General features: G+C 65.9%; 21 protein-coding genes. 9 read left to right on the plus strand and 12 right to left on the minus strand.

Going from position 1 to position 21,499, the window contains the following annotated elements; all coding sequences use genetic code 11:
* Positions 1-89 precede the first annotated feature (89 nt).
* Entirely contained in the window at positions 90-1,034 is a 945-nt protein-coding gene (gene trxB, locus AC1ZV1_RS24690) for a thioredoxin-disulfide reductase (RefSeq protein ID WP_484294050.1), read from the minus strand.
* A gap of 427 nt (positions 1,035-1,461) precedes the next feature.
* On the opposite strand from trxB, the gene AC1ZV1_RS24695 reads away from it, so the two are divergent.
* The 3 genes from AC1ZV1_RS24695 to AC1ZV1_RS24705 all read left to right on the plus strand — a co-directional run bounded on the left by AC1ZV1_RS24695 (position 1,462) and on the right by AC1ZV1_RS24705 (position 5,498).
* On the plus strand, positions 1,462-3,393 hold the full coding sequence (locus AC1ZV1_RS24695; RefSeq protein ID WP_484294051.1) for a sensor domain-containing diguanylate cyclase: 1,932 nt from the start codon (positions 1,462-1,464) through the stop codon (positions 3,391-3,393).
* Between the two features lie 87 nt (positions 3,394-3,480).
* On the plus strand, positions 3,481-4,221 hold the full coding sequence (gene cysZ, locus AC1ZV1_RS24700; RefSeq protein ID WP_484294052.1) for a sulfate transporter CysZ: 741 nt from the start codon (positions 3,481-3,483) through the stop codon (positions 4,219-4,221).
* A gap of 83 nt (positions 4,222-4,304) precedes the next feature.
* Complete coding sequence (locus tag AC1ZV1_RS24705) at positions 4,305-5,498, plus strand: glycosyltransferase family 4 protein (protein WP_484294053.1); 1,194 nt, start codon at positions 4,305-4,307, stop codon at positions 5,496-5,498.
* A gap of 3 nt (positions 5,499-5,501) precedes the next feature.
* Here the strand turns inward: AC1ZV1_RS24705 and AC1ZV1_RS24710 are convergent, their stop codons facing one another.
* From AC1ZV1_RS24710 to AC1ZV1_RS24725, 4 genes are all read right to left on the minus strand, one after another.
* Positions 5,502-6,461, minus strand: a complete 960-nt coding sequence (locus AC1ZV1_RS24710) for a DegV family protein (RefSeq protein WP_484294054.1) — start codon at positions 6,459-6,461, stop codon at positions 5,502-5,504.
* 320 nt (positions 6,462-6,781) lie between these two features.
* Positions 6,782-7,894: an NADH:flavin oxidoreductase gene (locus AC1ZV1_RS24715; RefSeq protein ID WP_484294055.1), complete on the minus strand. Its 1,113-nt coding sequence runs from the start codon at positions 7,892-7,894 to the stop codon at positions 6,782-6,784.
* Between the two features lie 81 nt (positions 7,895-7,975).
* Positions 7,976-8,566 carry a TetR/AcrR family transcriptional regulator gene (locus AC1ZV1_RS24720; RefSeq protein WP_484294056.1) on the minus strand — a complete coding sequence of 197 codons (591 nt, stop codon included), beginning with the start codon at positions 8,564-8,566 and terminating at the stop codon, positions 7,976-7,978.
* 73 nt (positions 8,567-8,639) lie between these two features.
* Positions 8,640-9,530 carry a LysR substrate-binding domain-containing protein gene (locus AC1ZV1_RS24725; RefSeq protein WP_484294057.1) on the minus strand — a complete coding sequence of 297 codons (891 nt, stop codon included), beginning with the start codon at positions 9,528-9,530 and terminating at the stop codon, positions 8,640-8,642.
* 107 nt (positions 9,531-9,637) lie between these two features.
* On the opposite strand from AC1ZV1_RS24725, the gene AC1ZV1_RS24730 reads away from it, so the two are divergent.
* Entirely contained in the window at positions 9,638-10,045 is a 408-nt protein-coding gene (locus tag AC1ZV1_RS24730; RefSeq protein WP_484294058.1) for a tautomerase family protein, read from the plus strand.
* Here AC1ZV1_RS24730 and AC1ZV1_RS24735 read toward each other — a convergent pair.
* From AC1ZV1_RS24735 to AC1ZV1_RS24745, 3 genes are all read right to left on the minus strand, one after another.
* Positions 10,032-10,772, minus strand: coding sequence for a nitroreductase family protein (locus AC1ZV1_RS24735; RefSeq protein ID WP_484294059.1), 741 nt, complete (start codon positions 10,770-10,772; stop codon positions 10,032-10,034). The genes AC1ZV1_RS24730 and AC1ZV1_RS24735 overlap by 14 nt on opposite strands.
* A gap of 113 nt (positions 10,773-10,885) precedes the next feature.
* Positions 10,886-11,371: a glutathione peroxidase gene (locus AC1ZV1_RS24740; RefSeq protein ID WP_484294060.1), complete on the minus strand. Its 486-nt coding sequence runs from the start codon at positions 11,369-11,371 to the stop codon at positions 10,886-10,888.
* Between the two features lie 218 nt (positions 11,372-11,589).
* Positions 11,590-12,075 carry an FKBP-type peptidyl-prolyl cis-trans isomerase gene (locus tag AC1ZV1_RS24745; protein WP_484294061.1) on the minus strand — a complete coding sequence of 162 codons (486 nt, stop codon included), beginning with the start codon at positions 12,073-12,075 and terminating at the stop codon, positions 11,590-11,592.
* On the opposite strand from AC1ZV1_RS24745, the gene AC1ZV1_RS24750 reads away from it, so the two are divergent.
* From AC1ZV1_RS24750 to AC1ZV1_RS24765, 4 genes are all read left to right on the plus strand, one after another.
* Positions 12,044-12,376, plus strand: coding sequence for a DUF3565 domain-containing protein (locus tag AC1ZV1_RS24750; RefSeq protein ID WP_484294062.1), 333 nt, complete (start codon positions 12,044-12,046; stop codon positions 12,374-12,376). The genes AC1ZV1_RS24745 and AC1ZV1_RS24750 overlap by 32 nt on opposite strands.
* Positions 12,377-12,378: 2 nt before the next feature.
* On the plus strand, positions 12,379-13,569 hold the full coding sequence (locus tag AC1ZV1_RS24755) for an acetate kinase (RefSeq protein WP_484294063.1): 1,191 nt from the start codon (positions 12,379-12,381) through the stop codon (positions 13,567-13,569).
* A 74-nt stretch (positions 13,570-13,643) separates the two neighbouring features.
* The gene (gene pta / locus AC1ZV1_RS24760; protein ID WP_484294064.1) at positions 13,644-15,770 is read left to right on the plus strand and encodes a phosphate acetyltransferase; all 2,127 of its coding nucleotides are present in this window, start codon (positions 13,644-13,646) and stop codon (positions 15,768-15,770) included.
* Positions 15,771-15,853: 83 nt separating this feature from the next.
* Positions 15,854-16,765 (plus strand): acyltransferase, encoded by a 912-nt coding sequence (locus AC1ZV1_RS24765; RefSeq protein WP_484294065.1) that lies wholly within the window; start codon positions 15,854-15,856, stop codon positions 16,763-16,765.
* An 82-nt stretch (positions 16,766-16,847) separates the two neighbouring features.
* Here the strand turns inward: AC1ZV1_RS24765 and AC1ZV1_RS24770 are convergent, their stop codons facing one another.
* From AC1ZV1_RS24770 to AC1ZV1_RS24780, 3 genes are all read right to left on the minus strand, one after another.
* Positions 16,848-17,558, minus strand: a complete 711-nt coding sequence (locus AC1ZV1_RS24770; protein ID WP_484294066.1) for a YiaD family glycine zipper/OmpA-like lipoprotein — start codon at positions 17,556-17,558, stop codon at positions 16,848-16,850.
* A gap of 83 nt (positions 17,559-17,641) precedes the next feature.
* Complete coding sequence (locus tag AC1ZV1_RS24775) at positions 17,642-18,283, minus strand: MBL fold metallo-hydrolase (RefSeq protein ID WP_484294067.1); 642 nt, start codon at positions 18,281-18,283, stop codon at positions 17,642-17,644.
* A gap of 84 nt (positions 18,284-18,367) precedes the next feature.
* Positions 18,368-19,387, minus strand: coding sequence for an AraC family transcriptional regulator (locus tag AC1ZV1_RS24780; RefSeq protein WP_484297629.1), 1,020 nt, complete (start codon positions 19,385-19,387; stop codon positions 18,368-18,370).
* Positions 19,388-19,508: 121 nt separating this feature from the next.
* Between AC1ZV1_RS24780 and AC1ZV1_RS24785 the strand changes: the two genes are divergently transcribed.
* Positions 19,509-20,348: a metal-dependent hydrolase gene (locus AC1ZV1_RS24785; protein WP_484297630.1), complete on the plus strand. Its 840-nt coding sequence runs from the start codon at positions 19,509-19,511 to the stop codon at positions 20,346-20,348.
* 144 nt (positions 20,349-20,492) lie between these two features.
* On the opposite strand, the gene AC1ZV1_RS24790 is transcribed toward AC1ZV1_RS24785, so the two are convergent.
* The gene (locus tag AC1ZV1_RS24790; protein WP_484294068.1) at positions 20,493-21,431 is read right to left on the minus strand and encodes an alpha/beta fold hydrolase; all 939 of its coding nucleotides are present in this window, start codon (positions 21,429-21,431) and stop codon (positions 20,493-20,495) included.
* Positions 21,432-21,499: the final 68 nt, after the last annotated feature.

Consider the following 21,499-nt stretch of genomic DNA (forward strand, 5'->3'; position numbering starts at 1 on the left):
CCCTGTCCGCCAACCGCCAGCCAAAAGACTCCGGATAGAAAAAGGCCCCGCAAGCGGGGCCCCTTCCTGCACGCCGGCTCTTCGGGCCGTTACAGGGAGTCCAGGTAACGCTCCACATCCAGGGCGGCCATGCAGCCGGCACCGGCGGAGGTGATCGCCTGGCGGTAGACGTGGTCGGCCACGTCGCCGGCGGCGAATACACCAGGAATGGTAGTCGCTGTGGCATTGCCGTCACGGCCGCCGTTCACCACCAGGTAACCGTCCTTCAGCGCCAGTTGGCCCTCGAACAGGGAGGTGTTGGGTGTGTGGCCGATGGCGACGAACAGGCCGTCCACCGCAAGCTCGGACGACTCGCCATCGTTGTGGCGCAGGCGCACACCGATGACGCCCATGTCGCCGCCGAGCACCTCTTCCACCTGGGCATTCAGGCGCAGCTCGATCTTCCCTTCGGCAATCCGTGCGCGCAGCTTGTCCTGCAGGATCTTCTCGGCGCGGAAATTCTCGCGACGGTGCACCAGGGTCACCTTGCTAGCGATGTTGGCCAGGTACAGCGCCTCTTCGACGGCGGTGTTGCCGCCGCCCACGACCGCGACCTCGCGGTTGCGGTAGAAGAAGCCGTCACAGGTAGCGCAGGCGGATACGCCCTTGCCCATGAAGGTCTCCTCCGAGGGGAGACCCAGGTAACGCGCGCTGGCGCCGGTGGCGATGATCAGCGCGTCGGCGGTGTAGGTACCGCTGTCGCCCTTGAGCACGAACGGCTTGCCAGCCAGGTCCACGGCATGAATATGGTCGAAGACGATCTCGGTCTCGAAGCGCTCGGCGTGCTCCTGCATGCGCTGCATCAGCGCCGGGCCGGTCAGGCCATGGGGATCGCCCGGCCAGTTGTCGACCTCGGTGGTGGTGGTCAGCTGGCCGCCGGCCTGCATGCCGGTGATCAGCAGCGGCTTGAGATTGGCGCGCGCGGCGTAGACCGCAGCGCTATAGCCCGCCGGCCCGGAACCCAGGATGATGACGCGCGCGTGACGATCGGACATGACACAGCCTCCAGTACTCAGGTGGGGTGAGTTGGGCAGAAGAAAAGGGAGCTGCCAAAGCACCAGGGGGAAGGTTGGGAGAGCGGCAGCTCCACGTAAAAGATTGTCTTGCGCGGACCGCATGGCCTGGAGACGGAGGACTATGCGGTGTGACCTGAGTCACGGATCGCATTGTCCCGCAGAACTCCAGGAAACCCTTGAGATAAGTCAGGGATTTCCGCAGTCGACCTTGGCGCCTTGAGATAAGTCAGGGAGGCCCGAATCGACCCTCGAACTCGTTCTAGAACACATGGCGCGCAGCTTACCGCCGCCGCCGCGTCCTGCTGAAATGCCCAATATCAATGCCCCTCATAGGCTGCCCCTATGTGGCGGGCACCTGCTGCCTGGATGGCTAGACTCAAGTAAACCCAAGGTCACCCGTACCACCATGAACCTTCGCGCCCGCCTGCTTTGGCTGTGCCTGCCCCTGTTCACCGCGAGCCTCGCAGGGGTCTGGCTGCTGTCGGACATGATCCTGCTCGACCGCTTCGACCGCGGGGACCGCCAGCGCCTCGCCGACGAGGTCCGCATCGTCCACAACCGCATCGCCTACGAAAAACAGCGCAACCTCGACATCGTCCACAGCTACGCCTGGTGGGACGCCAGCTACCAGTTCATGCGCCTGCCACAGGCGCGCTTCGTCGAGGACAACCTGGACCAGGACCTGCTCGGCATCCTCGGCTTCGACTACGTGCTCTACGTCGACCGCGACGGGCACATCCTTGCCCAACAATGGAAGCTCGAGGAACTGGCCTCGCGCTTCCCCGGCCAGGCAATCCCCGACGCTGCCAGGCTGCGCGAGGGCATCCTGCGCACGGCGCTGGACCTGGGCGCGTTGCAGGTCGAAGGCGATCCGCGCCACAGCCTCGATCAGTTACTGCAGATCGAAGGCATTCCCCAACTGCTGCTCAGCTATCCGATCAGCAATACCTCGGGCACCGCCGAGCCGGCTGGCGCAGTCATCGCCGGCGTGCTGCTGGACAACGCGCGCATGTCCAACCTGCAGACACAGATGGGCGCCAGCCTGCGCCTGGTTCAGGACAAGGTTCAGGGCAATGACTGGCGCACCCTGAACATCCCCACCGGCCGCGGCGCCACATTGCTCAGCCCACGGCGCCTGCTGGACGAGAACAGCCAGCAGATGTCGCTGCTCTACCTCGACTCACACGGCACGCCGCAACTGCGCCTGGAACTGACGAGCCCACGGCCGCTGTACCAGCAGGGGCAGCAGTCGGTGCGCCTGTTCCTCTACCTGACCCTGGCCCTGCTGGGCACAGCCACCGTGCTTGCCTACGTGGCCCTGGAGTTCCGCATCATCCGCCGCGTCACCACCATGAACCGCGAAGTCGCGGTCATCGGCCAGGACCCCATGCCGTCGCGCCTGAGCCCCCAGGGATCTGACGAGCTGGGCCAACTGGCCAGCGAGATGAACCGCATGCTCGACCGTCTCGAACAGAGCGAGGCGCGCGACCGGGCGATCCTCGACGCGATCCGCGACGGGTTCTTCGAGATGGATACCCGCGGCATCATCCGCACCCTCAACCCGGCACTGTGCCGGATGCTCGGCTACGACGCCGATCAGCTCAGCGGCCAGCACTTCAGCATCCTGTTGCTGGAGGAAGACCTGCAGCGCGCCCAGAGCCTCTACCGACAGGCCCGCGACGATGAACAGGAAACCACCTTCTCCGCGCCCTTCAAGCGCCGGGACGGCCGCCTGGTCAGCTGCGAAACGCGGCTCTCGGCCATCCGCGACGCCCAGGGTGCGTTCCTGGGTTTCCGCGGCATCCTGCGCGACATCAGCGACCAGGTGGCCTACCAGAAGCAGCTCATCGACCTGGCTTACCGCGACACCCTCACCGGCCTGGGCAACCGCAAGGCCTTCAACGAACAACTGCCGCGAGCCATTGCCCACTGCAACCGTGCCGCCCTGCTGTACATCGACCTGGACCGCTTCAAGCAGGTCAACGACCGCTTCGGCCACGCCACCGGCGATGCCCTGCTCAGCACCGTCGGCGAACGCATGCGCGGCAGCCTGCGCCAGCCGGACCAGGCCTTCCGCCTGGGCGGCGACGAATTCGCCGTGTTGCTGGAAAACGTCGAACCGGAACAGGCCGATGCCCTGGGCATGCGCCTGCTCGCCGTGCTCGGCGCGGAGTACCACGTCGGCGGCCAGGTGATCGACTTCGTCACCCCCAGCATCGGCATCGCCTTCTACCCGCAGGATGCCGCCGACGCCGACGCCCTCACCCGCGCCGCCGATATCGCCATGTACCAGGCCAAGCAGGAGCGCAATCGCTGCTACCGCTACACGGCCGCCTGACGGAACACATACCCGGCAAAACAGACGGCTCGCCGGCCGTTTACCGGGTCTGCTAAGGTCGCAGGCGGTTCACCCCTGGAGAAGCCAATGTCCACCCTGAGCGGCCCGCAATACCTCAGCGAAGGCCTGAAACTGATGATGCGCCCCGGCCTGCGGCTGTTCGTGCTGCTGCCCCTGAGCATCAACATCCTGCTGTTCGTCGGCCTGATCGGCTTCGCCATCAACCAGTTCAGCCACTGGGTCGACTGGCTGATGCCCAGCCTGCCGGACTGGCTCAGCTTCCTGCAGTTCATCCTCTGGCCACTGTTCGTGGCGCTGGTACTGCTGATCGTGTTCTTCACCTTCACCCTGCTCGCCAACCTGATCGCCGCGCCCTTCAACGGCTTCCTCGCGGAGAAGGTCGAAGTGGTCGTGCGCGGCACCGACGACTTCCCCGCCTTCAGCTGGGCCGAGCTCATGGCCATGGTGCCGCGCACCATCGGCCGTGAGCTGCGCAAACTCGGCTACTTCCTGCCGCGCGCCATCGCGCTGTTCATCCTCAGCCTGATCCCCGGCCTGAACCTGATCGCCACCCCGCTGTGGTTGCTGTTCGGCGTCTGGATGATGGCCGTGCAGTACATCGACTACCCGGCGGACAACCACAAGCTGGGCTGGAACGAGATGCTCGCCTGGCTGCGCAGCAAGCGCTGGGCGTGCATGGGCTTCGGTGGCATCACCTACCTGGCGCTGCTGATCCCGGTGGTCAACCTGGTCGCCATGCCCGCCGCCGTGGCCGGCGCCGTGCTGTTCTGGGTGCGCGAAGGCGGAGACAAGGCGCTGGTGAATTAGTACCTCGCCGCTGCTGGGCACCTGTCACCTATCGATCATCGCATTGTCATCGGCGCGCCACCGCGCGCCGGGACACTGCGAGCATGACCACGACTCCCCTGCGCATTGCGCTGATCAGCGAAACCTTTCCGCCGGAAATCAACGGCGTCGCCAACACCCTGGGCCGGCTGGCTTCGGGGCTGTTGCGCCTCGGACACCAGATCCAGATCGTGCGCCCGCGCCAGCAGGGCGACGAAGGCCGTCACAGCGACGGCGAGCTGGTGCTGACTCGTGGCTGGCCGCTGCCCGGCTACCCCGGCCTGCAATGGGGCCAGTCGTGCCTGCACAAGCTGCTGCGCCACTGGAAGAGCATCCGCCCGGATGTGCTGTACATCGCCACCGAAGGCCCGCTTGGCCTTGCCGCGCTTCGCGCCGCGCGGCGGTTGCGGATCCCGGTGATCAGCGGCTTCCACACGAACTTCCAGCAGTACAGCGCACACTATGGCTTCGGCCCGCTGATGCGCCTGGTGACGCTGTACCTGCGCTGGTTCCACAACCGCACCCAGCAGACCCTGGTCCCCAGCGCCAGCCAGTCCATGGAGCTGCAACGACGCGGTTTCGAGCGCCTCGCGCAACTTGCGCGCGGCGTCGACAGCAAACTGTTCAACCCCGCGCGGCGCGACGAGGCCTTGCGCCGCGAATGGGGCCTGGGTGAGCGCGACATCGCCGTGCTGCACGTCGGCCGGCTGGCGGCGGAGAAAAACCTGCCATTGCTGGGCAGCAGCTTCCGCGCGCTGTGCGCTGCGCACCCGCAGCTCAAGCTGCGCCTGGTGATCGTCGGCGACGGCCCGCAGCGCGCGCACCTGCAGAAGGAGTTGCCCGAAGCGGTGTTCTGCGGCCTGCAACGCGGCGAAGAACTGGCCCGGCACTACGCCAGCGGCGACCTGTTCCTCTTCCCCAGCCTGTCGGAAACCTTCGGCAACGTGGTGCTCGAAGCGCTGGCTTCAGGGCTGGCAGTGGTGGCGTTCGACCAGGCGGCGGCCGGCCAGCACATTCGCCACGGGCACAACGGCGTGCTCGGCGTACCGGGCGAGAACCAGAGTTTCTTCGAGGCGGCGAGCTGGCTGCTGAGCGACCCCGAGCGCCTGCGCCGGGTGCGCCTCAACGCGCGTCACCACGCCATCCATCAGGCGTGGGACACGGTGGTCGAGCGCTTCGAAGGGTATCTGCAGGAAGCCTGTCGCACGGCCCTGCCGGGAAAGCATCCCGGGCTGGGCCATGCCGAGGTACACAAGTAGGAATCAGGCGAAGGGCTTGGGCTCGGCAGCGAAGGACAGGCTCATGGCGCCAGCGCCCAGGTTGATGCCGCCGGTGGGGCTGAGCATCGCGAGGTGCACCTGCACGCCCTTGGCCTGGCAGGCGGCCTCCAGCGCCGCGAAACCGGGCAGGTCGCGCAGGGCGGAAGGGTCGCCCGCATAGCTCAGGCACATCTGCGGCGCCAGCAACTCGCCCGCCTCGACCCGCGCACGGGCGAAGTTGAGCAGGCGTTCGGCGGACTTCTCGTAGTTCGGCGACACCGATACCGGCTTGTCTTCACCCTGCACCAGGCTCAGCACCGGCTTCATGTCGAGCATCGATCCGAGGCCGAGGAAGGCGCCACGCAGGCGGTCGCCGATGCTGCTGCGGTCGCCCTTCTGGAAGCCACGGCGGCGGATGTGGCCCAGGTCGCTGGCGACCAGGAAGGTGTTCATCTGCTGGCTGAGCTGCTCCAGGCGGGTGCGCACGGCATTGGGATGCTGGTCTTCGCCGAGCAGGCGCACGCCTTCGGCGGCGAGCACGGCGAGGCCGGCGAACACGGTCTGGCTGTCGATCACCCGCAACGCGAACGGGCCGGCGATGCCAGCGGAAGCACGACGCTCCTTGTAGCTTTGCAGCAGGCTGAAGGACGCCTGGGTCGCGTGCTCGAAGATCGGGCTGCGCTGGCTGGTCACGGTCAGGCAGATCACGTAGTCGAAATCGGTGACCAGCTTTTCCAGGAACCAGTCATGGGTCTGCGCCGGCGTCAGCGGTTCGCTGCCGTCCTCGGGGCCGACCTTGGGCAGGTCCTGGGAATAGAATGTGAGGGTGGTGTCGGGATCGCGATCATCGACGATGCGGCGGTCGCCCACGCGGATACCGATGGGCAGGACGCGAATGTTATGGGCAGCAAGGAATTCGGGGGGAAGGTCGCAGGTTGCATCGACTACCAAGCCGATCCGCATGACTTACTCCTATGGCCGTCTCCCGGCCTATTGTTGTGTGAACGCCGTCATACTCTGCCCGTTTCAGACCGGGAAGTCAGCATACGGAAAGGTGGGTCTCGGAAAAGATTTGTAAACGCCTAGGACGGTGCTTTCAGACCATTCAGATAATCAATACTCCACCATAATCGAGACGCATCTGTAGGAGCGAGCTTGCTCGCGAACATCGCCCGCGGGGAGGTCGATTCGCGAGCAAGAGCTGGGCGCCCCCTTGGTCCTGTGAAAAGCAAAAAAGCCCCTGGCACCGTGAGTGCCAGGGGCTTTTCGCATTTGCTCGCGGATCAGGCCAGCGATGTCAGCGCGTCGCGGCTGAAGGGCTTGATGTCCTCCAGGCGGCCATCACGGACTTTCACCGCCCATTCCGGGTCCACCAGCAGCGCGCGGCCGACGGCCACCAGGTCGAACTCATCCTTGTTCAGGCGCTCCAGCAGGCCGTCGATGCCCGAGGGCTGGGCGACCTCCTCGGTGTTGCCGAAGAAGGCCAGGAACTCGCTGCCATCCAGACCGACGTTACCGACGGTGATGGTCGGCTTGCCGGTGAGCTGGCGGGTCCAGCCGGCGAGGTTGAGATCGGAGCCTTCGAATTCCGGAATCCAGAAGCGGCGGGTCGAGCAGTGGAAGATGTCCACGCCGGCATCCGACAGCGGCTTGAGGAAGGCCTCCAGCTCTTCGGCGGTCTCCACCAGGCGGGCGCTGTAGTCCTGCTGCTTCCATTGGGAGAAGCGGAAGATGATCGGGTAGTCGGGGCCAACGGCCGCGCGCACGGCCTGGATCAGCTCGATGGCGAAGCGCGAACGGTTGGCCAGGCTGCCACCGTACTCGTCGGTGCGCTTGTTGCTGCCATTCCAGAAGAACTGGTCGATCAGGTAGCCGTGGGCGCCGTGGATTTCCACGCCGTCCATGCCGATGGCCTTGGCATCGCGAGCAGCCTGGGCAAAGGCAGCGATGACGTCCTGGATGTCCTCTTTGGTCATCTCATGGACCAGCACGGTGCCGTCCTTTTCCTTGCCGCTGGGGCCGTAGCCCGGAACGCTGGCATCCGGCTCGGTGCCCAGTCGGCGCACGGCGCCAACGTGCCACAGCTGCGGGACGATCCTGCCGCCTTCGGCGTGCACGGCGTCGACCACCTGCTTCCAACCGGCCAGGGCGTCTTCGCCGTAGAAGCGCGGCACGTTCGGGTAGCCGTTGGCGGCCTTGTGGTTGACCGTGGTGCCTTCGGTGACGATCAGGCCAACACCGGCGGCAGCGCGGCGACGGTAGTACTCGACCACCTGGGCGTGGGGTACGCCGCCCGGGGTGAAGTTGCGGGTCATCGGCGCCATCACGATGCGCGTGGGCAGTTCCAGGCTGCCCAGGCGGAAGGGCGAGAACAGAGTGTCTACGGATGCGGTCATTGAAGTCTCCATGACGACCAGGCGACCGGTCGTCTCGTTCTTTGGTGAAGAGTTGAGAGAAGGGGTGATGACTCAGGCAGTTCAGGCCTGAAGCAGGTGCTCCAGGCGTTCGATAAAGTGTTCCACCGGCTTGAGCGAGGCGCTGACTTTCATCCGTGCCAGCACACCCTGCCAGGCATTGCCGATGAACTCGGCCAGGGATTCGGCACTCTCGGATGCGGGCAGTTCGCCGGCGCGCTGGGCATCGGCCAGGCAGCCAGCCAGGGTGTCGATAGACTGCTGCAGGATGCCGTCGACGCGCTCGGCGATGGCCGGCGACAGCTCGGCCATCTCGAAGCTCAGGCTGCCGATGAAGCAGTGGTATTCGAGCTTCTCCTGCCTGGCGAAGTGCGCCAGGAGTTCGCGGTAATAGGTGAGGATGCGTGCACGCGGGCCGAGCGCAGGGTTGCGCAGCGCCTCGGCGTAACGGGCCAGGCGCGGCGCGTACAGATGCTCCAGTGCCTGCAGGGCAAAGTCTTCCTTGCTCTCGAAGTAGTGATAGAAGGAGCCCTTGGGGATGCCGGCGGCCTGGACGATGTCCTGCACGCCGGTGCCGTGGTAGCCGCTGCGGGTCATCGCCAGGGAGCCCTTGGCGAGGATCAGGTCGCGCTTGTCGAGTCGGATACTGTTCATGGGCGCAAGAATATGACCGGTCGTCTCGCTTTCTCCAGCACCATTGATCGTAGTGATTTTGCGTCAAAAGCGGTCAGCGAACTGCCTGGCTTTCCAGCAACTCCGCCACGCCCTCCCGCAGCAATCCGCGCAGGCGGTCCACCACCGCTTCCGGTTCAGCCTCGCTGCGGTGCAGGCATAACCCCAGCGGCGCCATCGCCGGCAGCCCGACGCGTTCTGCATCCAGCCGATGCACGCTGGCCGGCAGACCGATCGGCGTGCGCAGGCCAACGCCCAGCCCTGCGCCAACCGCCGCCCAGATGCCGGACAACCCGGCGCTGGTGAACGCCACGCGCCAGGCGATGCCGGCGCGATCCAGCGCGGCCGTCGCCGCGCTGCGCAGCAGACATGGCGCTTCCAGCATCACCAGCGGCAGCGGCTCCGAACCGTGAGACAATGCCGCCCCCGGCGCGCCGATCCAGCACTGCTCCACCGCGCCGATACGTTCCATGTGCGGCGTGCGTTCGCCGGTTTCCCAGGCCAGCGCGAGGTCCAGTTCGCCGGTGCGCACGCCCTCGATGAGCTGCTGATTGCGTGCCGTGCGCACCTCGATACGGACCCGGGGATGGGCCCGGGCGAAGCGCGCCAGCACGGCGGGCAGCAGCGTTTCACCGAAGTCCTCCTGCAAGCCGAGGCGAACCCGGCCTTCCAGCGAGCCGCCGCGCAAGGCACCGGCGGCTTCGTCGTTCAGCTCCAGCAGCCGGCGGGCGTAGGCCAGCAGCGTCTCGCCCGCCTCGGTCAGCGCCATGCCACGCCCTTCACGGCGCAGCACCGGCGTGCCGGCCTGCTCTTCGAGCTTCTTCAACTGCGCGCTGACGGCGGAGGTGGAGCGTCCCAGGCGATCCGCCGCGCGGGCGAAGCTGCCCAGCTCGATGCCGGTGACGAAGGTACGCAACACGTCCAGGTCGAAGTTGATGCGAGCCATGGCAACCATCCTGTTTAATCGAACTAACGATCAAATATTTCCCGATTTTCCGGATCAACTTGCCGAGCTAGCCTGATCACGTCAATCACTCACCGAGGAACGGCGCCATGCCTACCGTCCGCATCTCCCTGCTCAAGGGCAAGCAACCCGAGTACCTGCGTGAGCTCGCCAATACCGTCTACGACGCGATGCACGAGGCCTTCAACGTGCCGGAGGGCGACCAGTTCGTGATGATCCACCAGCACGAGGCGGAAGAGTTCATCTTCAACCGCCACTACCTCGGCGGGCCCCGCAGTGATGACTTCGTGCTGGTCGCCATCACCATTGGCCGCCCGCGCGACGCACAGACCAAGCAGGCGCTCTACCGCCGCTTGAACGTGCTGCTGGGCAAACGGCTGGGCATCGCCAGCGAGGATGTCATGGTGCAGATCACCACCAGCGAGGCCGATGACTGGTCCTTTGGCGGCGGGCGCATGGGCGTGCTGACGCGCCCGGACGCAGTCAGTGCCAGCTGACGCGCTGCTCCAGCGGGAAGCGCAGGCGCGGGTTGTAAACGCCATTGTCGGCAGCCCGCCCGGCGGCCAGCAGCATGATCGGCACCGCGCGACGGGGAATCGGCAGCACCTTGCGCAGCCGCACCTCGTCGAAGCCCTCCATGGGGCAGGTGGCGTAGCCGTGGCTCTGCAACGCGAGCATCAGGTTCTGCGCCGCCAGCGCGGTGGACTTCACCGCCCACAGGCGCATCTCGGCGTGGCTGTTGGGTTGGCGCATCAACGCCCGGCGGCGGCCCACCACCGCATAGAGCGCGCGCTTGAACAGCCCGCGCAGGCCGAGCACGCCCTGGTTGTACTGGAAGGGCGCGGTGCGTTCATAGAAGTCGCGCACCTTCTCCGGCACCTGCGGCTCGGGCCACTGTTCAAGGATCGCCGAGCAGGACTCGCGCCAGGTGTCCGGCCGCGCCAGCACCGCGATCAGCACCGGCGCGGTGCGCGCTGCGTTCTGGCCCAGGCACACCGGCGCCAGCTTGCGCCGTAGCTCGGCATCGCGGATCACCTGGAAGCTCCACGGCTGCAGGTTGCAGGCATTGGGCGCCAGCACCGCCTGTTCCAGGCAGTCGCGCAATACGGCATCCGACACCGGCTCATCGAGGAAGCGGCGCACCGCGCGGCGCTGTTCGATCAGCGCGCGCAAGGCATCGGGCGTAGCGGGCAGGCAGGCGGACTCGGCGGCGAAACGGCTCATGGCAGGCTCCGGAAGCAGGTCGCCCGATTAAGCCGCCAGCGCCTGCGCGCAGCAAGACGACGGGAAGAAATGCCGGCGGGATTGGCGCATGCGCCCTCTCCCGCCGGGAAGGATCAGGCGCCCAGCGCCTTCTCGATAGCGTGGATCAGCGCCGGATCATCCGGGGCCGTGCGCGGACTGAATCGGGCGAGCACGCGGCCATCCGGGCCGAGGAGGAACTTCTCGAAGTTCCAGGTGATGTCGCCGGGGAACTCGGCGCCCTCGCCCGCCAGCAGGCGATACAGGGGATGACGCTCGTTGCCGTTGACCTCGAGCTTGCTCGACATGGGGAAACTGACCCCGTAGTTGAGCGAGCAGAACGACTGGATCTCGGATTCGCTGCCCGGCTCCTGCCCGGCGAACTGGTTGCATGGCAGGCCCAGCACCACGAACCCCTGATCCTTGTATTGCTGGTAGAGCTTCTCCAGACCGGCGTACTGCGGAGTCAGGCCGCATTTCGAAGCGACGTTGACCACCAGCACGACCTTGCCCTTGAGCGGGGCCAGCGGCAGATCCTGGCCGTCGAGACCATGCAGCGTCAGATCGTGAAAAGCGCTCATTGCTTGCTCCTTGAAGAGGTAGGCACGAAGTGCCCGCGCAGGGAGCGGACAACGCGTCCGTCGTGCTGCGCAATCCCAGTCGATACGGGAAAAATGCCCTGGCATTCTTTGCAGTTACAGCGACTTGCATGAGAAAGGCGCCCGAAGGCGCCTCTCACGATTGAGCGTAGCAGCTCAATGATGGCTGCACCCGGTCGATGGCGACCGGATGACGGCAATCAGTGGTGGTGACCACCTTCGCCATGGACGTGGCCATGGGCGACTTCTTCAGCCGAAGCGTCGCGGATGTCGACCACTTTCACCTTGAAGTTCAGGCGCTGGCCGGCCAGCGGGTGGTTGCCGTCGACGATCACGTCGTCACCGTCGATGTCGCGGATGGTGACGATCTGCATGCCGCCGTCCGGTGCGGAGGCGTGGAACTGCATGCCGACTTCCAGCTCATCCACGCCTTCGAACATTTCGCGGGTCAGGGTGGCGACCAGCTCGGCACTGTACTCGCCGTAGGCATCGGCCGGCTCGACGGTCACGTCCAGTTCGTCACCGACCTGCTTGCCTTCCAGGGCCTTTTCCAGGCCGCCGATGATGTTGTGGGCACCGTGCAGGTAGACCAGCGGGGCGCCGCCGGCGGAGCTGTCGATGACCTCACCCGCGTCGTTGGTCAGGGTATAGTCGATGGAAACCGCCTTGTTGGCCGCGATCTGCATGGTTCGAAACCTATCTGATATAGAAGTTGAGCGCGTCAGTTTACGCGGCGACGCCCCCGAATGCGACCCGAAGACGGACGGACGGGGTGACGCGGCCCCGCCGCGCCTGCTTGACTTTCATCAGGACGAAGACGGCCACTGGGTGGCAGTCTTGTCCTGCGGCCACACCCTGCACCTGCGCCACCAGCCGCCCTGGCAGTCGCGGCCCTGGGTGCTGGACCCACAGCAGCGCATGGCGCAGATCGGCCGCTTGTTCCCCTGCGGCTGGTGCGCCAAGGAATCCGACAGCAACAAGGAGTAGGCATGCCGGCTCGCAATATCCTGGTGATCAACTGCGGCAGTTCTTCGATCAAGTTCGCCCTGGTTCGAGAGGGGCGCGAGGACTTCATCCTCCACGGCCTGGCCGAGCGCCTGGGCTCGAACGGCGCCAGCCTGCGCTGGCAGGGCGAATCCGACGACCAGCCGCAGACCCTCGAGCTGCCCGGCGCCGACCACAAGGCCGCCCTGGCCCGCCTGCTGCCGCTGGTGGCGCAAGCCGCGCAGGGCGAGCTGCACGCCATCGGCCACCGGGTGGTACACGGCGGAGAGCGCTTCACCCAGGCCTCCCGCCTGACCGATGAGGTGCTCAGCGCCATCCGCGAGACCTCGCCCCTGGCGCCATTGCACAACCCAGCCAACCTGGTGGGCATCGACGCCGCCATGGCGCTCTACCCGGACCTGCCGCATATCGCCGTGTTCGACACCGCCTTCCACCAGAGCCTGCCCGAGCGTGCCTACCGCTACGCCATCCCCGAGCCGCTGTACCGCGAGCAGCACGTGCGCCGCTATGGCTTCCACGGCACCAGCCACCGCTACGTCAGCCACCAGGCAGCCCAGATGAGCGGGCTGGCGGTGGGTGACAGCTACTGGCTGTCGGCGCACCTGGGCAACGGCAGTTCCACCTGCGCCATCGCCAACGGACAGAGCCGCGACACCAGCATGGGCCTGACCCCGCTGGAGGGCCTGATGATGGGCACCCGCTCCGGCGACGTCGACCCGAACCTGCACAGCCACCTGGCGCGCACCCTGGGATGGAGCCTGGAGAAGATCGACCACATGCTCAACCATGACAGCGGCCTGCTTGGCCTGTCAGGGCTCTCCAACGACATGCGCACGCTGGAGCATGCCCGCGAGCAGGGCCACGCCAATGCGGCGCTGGCCATCGAAGTATTCTGTTACCGATTGGCCAAGTCCCTCGCCTCCCTGACCTGTGCGCTGCCGCGGCTGGACGGCATCATCTTCACCGGGGGCATCGGCGAGAACTCCGCGCTGGTACGCAACCTCACGGTCAAGCACCTGCATGTGCTCAACCTGGAGCTCGATGGCGAGGCCAACGCCCGCTGCGTGCGCGGCGTCGGCGGACCGATCCACCTGCCCGGCCATCCCCGCGTGCTGGTGATCCCCACCAACGAGGAAAAGCAGATCGCACTCGACACCCTGGCGGTGCTCGACTGAAGATTCATGGAACCTGATCGACGGCGCGGCCCCACAAGGGCGGCGCCTTCTCCCGCACGGCTTAAGGAGCCCGGATGCACACCTTCTTCCTCGCACCGACCGGTTTCGGTGTCGGCCTGACGTCCACCAGCCTGGGCCTGATACGCGCCCTGCAACGCGCCGGCTTGAAAGTCGGCTTCTTCAAGCCCATCGCCCAACCCCACGCCGGAGACGACGGCCCGGAGCGCTCCAGTGAACTGGTCGCGCGCACCCATGGCCTCAACGCCCCCACCCCACTGTCGCTGGCCAAGGTCGAGCGCATGCTCGGCGACGGCCTGCTCGACGAACTGCTCGAGGACATCGTCGGCCTGTACAACCGCGCCGCGGTGGACAAGGACGTGATGATCGTCGAGGGCATGGTACCGACCAAGCACGCCAGCTACGCCGCCCGCATCAACGGCCACCTGGCGCGCAGCGTCGATGCCGAGGTGATCCTTGTCTCCGCCCCGGACAACGAGACGGTGAGTGAGCTGTCCGACCGCATCGAAATCCTCGCCCAGCTGTTCGGTGGCCCCCGCGACCCGCACCTGGCCGGCCTGATCGTGAACAAAGTACGCGGCGGCGAGAGCGACGACATGCCGCGCGACGCCGCCGAGGCTGCTCGCCTGTTCGGCAAACGCCTGAAGGAGCATTCCCCGCTGCTGCGCGACGGCGACGTGCGCCTGCTCGGCTGCATTCCCTGGCAGGACGAGATGAACGCCCCGCGCACCCGCGACGTGGCCGACCTGCTCGACGCCAGCGTGCTCAACGCCGGCGACTACGAACAACGCCGTGTGCAGAAGATCATCCTCTGCGCGCCCTCGGCGCCGAACACCGTGCACCTGCTCAAGCCCGGCGTACTGGTGGTGGTGCCGGGCGACCGTGACGACATCATCCTCGCCGCCTGTCTGGCCGCCATGAACGGCGTGCCGCTGGCCGGCCTGCTGTTGTGCTCGGGCCTGATGCCGGACGCGCGGATCATGGAACTGTGCCGCAGCGCTCTGCAGAGCGGCCTGCCGGTGCTGACGGTGAAGACCGGCTCCTTCGACACCGCCGGCGACCTGTCGCGGATGAACAAGGAAATCCCGGTGGACGACCGCGAACGCGCCGAGCGCGTCACCGAGTTCGTCGCCGGCCACATCGATTTCGAATGGCTGAAGGATCGCTGCGGCTCGCCCCACGAACTACGCCTGTCGCCACCGGTGTTCCGCTACCAGCTCACCCAGCGCGCCAACCGCGCGGACAAGCGCATCGTCCTGCCCGAAGGCAGCGAACCACGCACCGTGCAGGCTGCCGCCATCTGCCACGCCCGTGGCATCGCCCGCTGCGTGCTCCTGGCCAAGCCCGACGACGTGCAGGCCGTGGCACAGATGCTGGGCATCGTGCTGCCCGAGGATCTGGAGATCGTTGACCCGGACCTGGTGCGCAGCCGCTACGTCGAGCCCATGGTCGAACTGCGCAAGGGCAAGAGCCTGAACGCACCGATGGCCGAGCAGCAGTTGGAAGACAACGTGGTGCTGGGCACCATGATGCTCGCCCTGGACGAGGTGGACGGCCTGGTCTCCGGCGCCATCCACACCACGGCCAACACCATCCGCCCGGCCCTGCAGCTGATCAAGACGGCGCCCGGCTACAACCTGGTGTCCTCGGTGTTCTTCATGCTGCTGCCCGACCAGGTGGTGGTCTATGGCGACTGCGCGGTGAATCCCGATCCTTCGGCCAGTGACCTGGCGGAAATCGCCCTGCAGAGTGCCGCCTCGGCTCAGGCGTTCGGCATCACCCCGCGGGTGGCGATGATCAGTTACTCCACCGGCGAGTCCGGAACCGGCGCAGATGTCGAGAAAGTCCGCGAAGCTACGCGCATCGCGCGGGAAAAACGCCCCGATCTGTTGATTGACGGTCCCTTGCAGTATGATGCCGCCGCCATCGCCAGCGTGGGCCGCCTGAAGGCCCCCGAGAGCCAGGTGGCAGGACGCGCCAATGTGTTCGTGTTCCCCGACCTCAATACCGGGAACACCACCTACAAGGCGGTCCAGCGCAGCGCAGACTGCGTCAGCATCGGACCGATGCTGCAGGGCCTGCGCAAACCGGTGAACGACCTGTCGCGCGGCGCGCTGGTGGACGACATCGTCTACACCATCGCGCTGACGGCGATCCAGGCGGACAGCGGCAAGGACGGCTGATAACCCCGGCACGAGGGATGTGTGCCTACGAACGCATCACGCGCCCGGCTGACCGGGCGCCTACGTACAAGGACCATTCCTCGATGTTGAGTTTCCTCCCGCACACGCTGCGCGGCATCCTCGCCACCCTGATCCTGGTGACCAGCACGCTGTGCTGGTGCATTCCGCTGCTGGGCATGTCCATCGTCAAGCTGCTGCTGCCCTTCGCCGGCGCGCAGCAGGTGTGCAGCAAGATCATGAGCCTGATCGCCGAAGGCTGGATCGCCTGCAACAAGGGCTGGATGAACCTGGTCCGCCGCACCGGCTGGAACGTGCAGGGCCTGCAGGGCCTGGAGTACGACCACTCCTACCTGGTGACCAGCAACCACCAGAGCTGGGTGGACATCCTCGTCCTGCAGTACCAGCTCAACCGCCGCATCCCGTTGCTGCGCTTCTTCCTCAAGCAGGAGCTGATCTGGGTCCCGGTGATCGGCCTGTGCTGGTGGGCGCTCGATTTCCCCTTCATGAAGCGCTACACCAAGGCCTACCTGGCCAAGCACCCGGAAAAGAAAGGCAAGGACCTGGAAACCACCCGCAAGGCGTGCGCCAAGTTCAGCCGCATCCCGGTGGCGATCTTCAACTTCCTCGAAGGCACCCGCTTCACCCAGGCCAAGCATGACGAGCAGGCCTCGCCGTTCCAGCACCTGCTCAAGCCCAAGGCCGGCGGCATCGCCTTCGTCCTCGACGCCATGGGCGAGCAATTGCGCACCCTGGTGAACGTCACCATCCACTACCCCGATGGCCGCCCGACCTTCTGGTGCCTGCTGTCCGGCCGCCTGCGCTCGGTGGTGGTGCGCTTCGAGGAAATGGAGATCCCTCGCCAGTTCGTCGGCAAGAGCTACGACCAGGACAAGGGCTACCGCGCCGAGTTCCAGTTGTGGGTCAACCAGCTGTGGGAGCGTAAGGACCAGTTGCTGGCCCAGTTGCATCGCGAATTCCCCGCCGCCAAGTCCTGACGCCGTCGCAGGCCTGCCTGGCGTGCCTGTGACGCAGCAACGAAAAAGCCCGCCGACTGGCGGGCTTTTTCATGGGTGAAGCTTACTGCTGGTACTGCTGGGTCTGAGCGCCCGGCAGCGCCTTCAGGTTCACTTCCACGCGGCGGTTCTGCGCGCGGCCATTGACGTCGGCGTTGGACGCGACCGGCTGGTCCGGCCCCATACCACGGGTGCTGACACGGGATGCATCGACGCCCTGGGAAGTCAGGTAGCTGGCCACCGATTGCGCACGACGCTGGGACAGGTCCATGTTGTGCTGGCGGCTGCCGGTGCTGTCGGTGTAGCCAACGATCTCGATGCTGTTCTGGTTGAACTCCTTGAAGGAGTTGGCCAGGTTGTTCAGCGGGGTGTAGAAGGACGGCGCGATGTTCGCCGAATCGGTGGCGAAGGTGATGTTGCCCGGCATGATCAGCTTGATGTCATCGCCCTGGCGCTCGACCTGCACACCGGTACCCTGCATCTGTTGACGCAGCTTGGCTTCCTGCTTGTCGGCATAGTAGCCGTAGCCCGCGGCAGCGGCGCCCACGGCGGCGGCGCCGATCATCGCGCCCTTGCCACGGTTGTTGTGGTTGATCGCGGCGCCGGCCACAGCGCCGGCCAGCGCGCCCAGGCCACCGTACTTGACGGTCTTGCTCACGCCACCTTCGGGCGGAGCCTGAGTGTTGGGATCATAGGGATTCTGGGAGGCGCAACCGGCCATGAGGGCAAAGGCGGTAGCAGCCGCGACCATGGACAGACTACGTGCGGTGAACATGCGGATGACTCCTCGAAGAGCGACACACCCATTAGTGGGCGGCAGATTAGAGCTTAGGTCGTGCAAATAATTCCGTAGCAACCTTAAGCACGGATGAAGGGGTTCTCCCGCATCTCGTCACCCAGGTTGGTATCCGGGCCATGGCCCGTGACCACGGTTGCTTCTTCGTCCAGCGAATACAGGCGATCACGGATCGAACGCTCAATGGTGGCGTAATCGCCACCCCACAGATCGGTGCGGCCGATGCTGCGGCGGAACAGCGTGTCGCCGGCGATCAGCAGCTTGTCCCTGGGGAACCAGAAGCTCATCGAACCCGGCGTGTGCCCCGGTGTGTGCAGCGCGACGCCGCAGCCGCAGGCCAATTCCTCGTCGTCGGCCAGCCACTGGTCCGGCGAGGGCACAGGCGTATAGGGAACGCCGAACATGCGGCACTGCATCTCCAGGTTATCCCAGAGGAACTGGTCATCCTTGTGCAGGTGCAGGGTTGCGCCGGTCTTCTCCTTCATCTGCCCGGAGGCGAGGAAGTGATCCAGGTGCGCATGGGTATGGATGATGCTCACCACCTTCAACCCCAGTGCATCAAGGCGCTGCAGGATGAGTTCGTGGTTGCCGCCCGGGTCGACGACGATGGCCTTCTTCGTCAACGGGTCGCCGATGATGGTGCAGTTGCACTGCAAGGGGCCGACGGGGAAGGTTTCGCGGATGAGTGCGGGCTGTTCGCTCATCGAAGACTCGCTCGGTTGCTGAAGAACACGGCGCACATTTTCGCCCATTCCACCGCCCGGTGGCGAGCCGCACGGGTCCAGGATTCAACTCCCCTGGCGGTAGTCCGTCGGGAGCTTGCCAGTCCACTTGCGGAACGCCCGGCGGAAGTTCGACGGGTCGTTGAAGCCCAGCAGCAGCGCGATCTCGTAGAGCGGCAGGTGGGTCGTGGTGAGGTATTGCAGCGCCAGGCGCTTGCGCACGTCGTCGAGGACTTCCTGGTAGGTGGTCCCCAGGTTCGACAGATGTCGACGCAGACTCCGGCCGCTGGTGTGCAGGTCGGCGGCCACGCTTTCCAGGTCGGGGAATTCGCCGGGACGCGCCAGCAGCAAGCGGCGGATGCGGGTCAGCAGGCCCTCCTGCACGTCCAGCGTGGCCAGCAGCGCCTCGCACTGCTGCTCGCACATCTGCACCGTGGCGGGGTTGGCCAGGGCCATCGGCCGCGCCAGGTAGTCGCTGGGCAGGCCGATGAAATGGAACGGCTGGTCGAACAGTACCTCGCAGCCAAATACCTCGGCGTAGCGCTTGGCATAGGCCGGCTCGGCATGGGCGAAGCCGACGCTGACCCCCTGCAACGACTCGCCCACCAGGAAGCGGGCGATGGTGTGCAGGCTGGTCATCAGGCCCTCGGCGGCGAAGCGACTGGTGGGGCCCAGGGGAATCGACTCGCTGGCGCGCAGGTAGGACACACCGCCGTCTTCCACCATCTCCAGGTCATAGGCCAGGCCGAGCACGCGGTAGTACTTCAGGGCGAAGGCAATGGCGCGCCCGAGGTTGGCGCTGGACAGCACCGCATAGCCAAGGATGCCATGGGTCGAGACATTCAGCCGCTGCCCGAGCAGCAGGCCGAAGGCTGGCTCGTTGCAGTGCAGCAGCGCGGTACTGGAAAGCTGGTGGAAGTCGATGAAGGACAGGCGGCCGTTGGGGCTCTGCAGCACCTCGGGGCGCACGCGAGCCAGTTCGAACAGGCGCGTGCGCGGCACGCCCAGCTCTTCGGCGAGATCGAGAAGTGCCTGCGCATAGGCGACCGGCACCAGTTCGGCGGTGAAGTTGAGCGGTTGTTTCATCATTCTTCTTATCGTGACCGCTGGCCGGATATGACCGGAAAGTTGGCAGACAATAACCTTGTGACGCTTTCCCTACAAGCCCAGAGTAATGACCATGGACAACCACAACAATGGAGCCGCCATGGCCAGCACCACCCCCGCAGGACTGGAGATCAAGCCCCGGCACATGGACTTCGATCTGCCCGATCCGCTGCCGCGTCACTGGCACGGCGGAGACGCCTTCAAATCCCACCTGTTCGATGCCATGTCGGTGCTCTTCCCCGACGGCGAACGCTTCTTCATCGACTCGGTGCGGCAGTTCCGCGACCAGATCACCGACCCGGTGCTCAAGGAGCAGATCCGCGGCTTCATCGGCCAGGAAGGCCACCACAGCCGCGAGCACCTGACCTACAGCCAGCGCCTGCGCGACCAGGGCTACGACATCACCGCCATCGAGAAGCGCGCCCAGGCACGCATTCGCTTTACCCAGAAGAAATTCCCGGCCAAGCGCCAACTGGCCGCGACCGCCGCGCTGGAGCACATCACCGCGATCATGGCCAACGGGCTGCTGACCGACCCGCGCACCATGGAAGGCGCCGACCCGGTGATGCAGCGTCTGTGGCGCTGGCACGCGCTGGAGGAAACCGAGCACAAGGCAGTGGCCTTCGACGTCTACAACCAGGTCTGCGGCAGTCGCAAGCTGCTGCGCCGGGCGATGCGCATGGCGACCTTCTTCTTCGTGCTGGATACCTTCCGCGGGCTGGTGCACATGCTCAAGGTGGACGGCCTGCTGTGGAACTGGCGCGTCTGGCGCGACGGTATCCAGTGGACCTGGGGCAAGCACGGCGTGTTCCGCCCGCTGCTGCGCGAATACATGGACTTCTTCAAGTCCGACTTCCACCCCTGGCAGCACAACAACCTCGACGTGCTGTACGAGGTGCGCAAGGAGTACGACGCGCAGCCACTGGCCCACGCGGGCTGATTCGTCCAGCGCATCGAGCACCGCCCCGCCTTGCCGGGGCGGTGTCGTTTCCAGTGCTGGCCGCGGACTCCCCCGTAGGAAAAGCGCTTGGGCAGAAGGAAAAAGCCCGGCACATGGCCGGGCTTTTCATTGAGCGATCAACAGTCAGGCGTGCAGAAAGCGCAGCGCATCCGCTGCCGACTCCTCGGGGATCTCTTCCATCGGGATATGCCCCACCCCCGGATAGACCTTCACTTCGATCCCCGGCACGTCACGCTGCCACATCGGCACGTGGCGCGGCGAGATCCAGCGGTCGCGCTCGCCCCACATCAGCAGTGTCGGCACCTTCAGCGCAGCCACACGATTGGGCGTGGTGGGCAGTTCCTCGCGGTTGGCCTTCACCAGCACGCGGAAGATGTCGATCATCGCGCGGCGATTGCCCGGTCGGCGGCTAATGTCGTAGTAGCGGTCGATCACGCCCGGCTTGATCTTGCGCGCATCGCCGTAGACTTCCTTGATGCCCTGGGCCACCAGCGCACGCGGCATCCACATCGGCATCATGATGCCGGCACCGGGCAGCACCGCGCTGGCGATCATCAGCGGGACCTTCTGCATGTAGTAGCCGGCCGGGTCGATCAGGATCAGCCGCTCGACGCGATGGGCGTTGACCAGCGCGTAGTTCCAGGCGATGTAGCCGCCCAGGGAGTTACCGGCGATGGAGACGTGCTTGAGGTCCAGGCGGTCGAGGAACATGCCGAACACCTTCACCAGGCGCTCGCCATCGTACTCGCGGTCCTGGCCACCGCCGGTGAGGCCGAAGCCGGGCACATCCAGGCGGATGATGCGGAAGTGCTCGGACAGCTCGGCAACCCAGCCATCCCAGGTGTGCAGTGAGGCCATCACCCCATGGACCAACACCAGTACCGGCTTGTCCGGATTGCCTTCGTCGCGGTAGTGGATGTCGAAACCATCGACGTGGATGAACGTCGAACCGGACTCCGGCGAAGCGTAGCGTGCCTTCAGCGCGGCCAGCGGCAGCGGGCCGAAACCGTAGCGGGCCAGGCCCTCGGCCAGCGGCGGTTGCACAGACAATGTGGCGGTCATGGACGAGTGACTCCCGTGCTTGTTGTTCTGAAGCCCGAATCACACCACAGCGTCCACGTCGCCGCGCC

The organism is Pseudomonas sp. BB438, assembly GCF_057180225.1.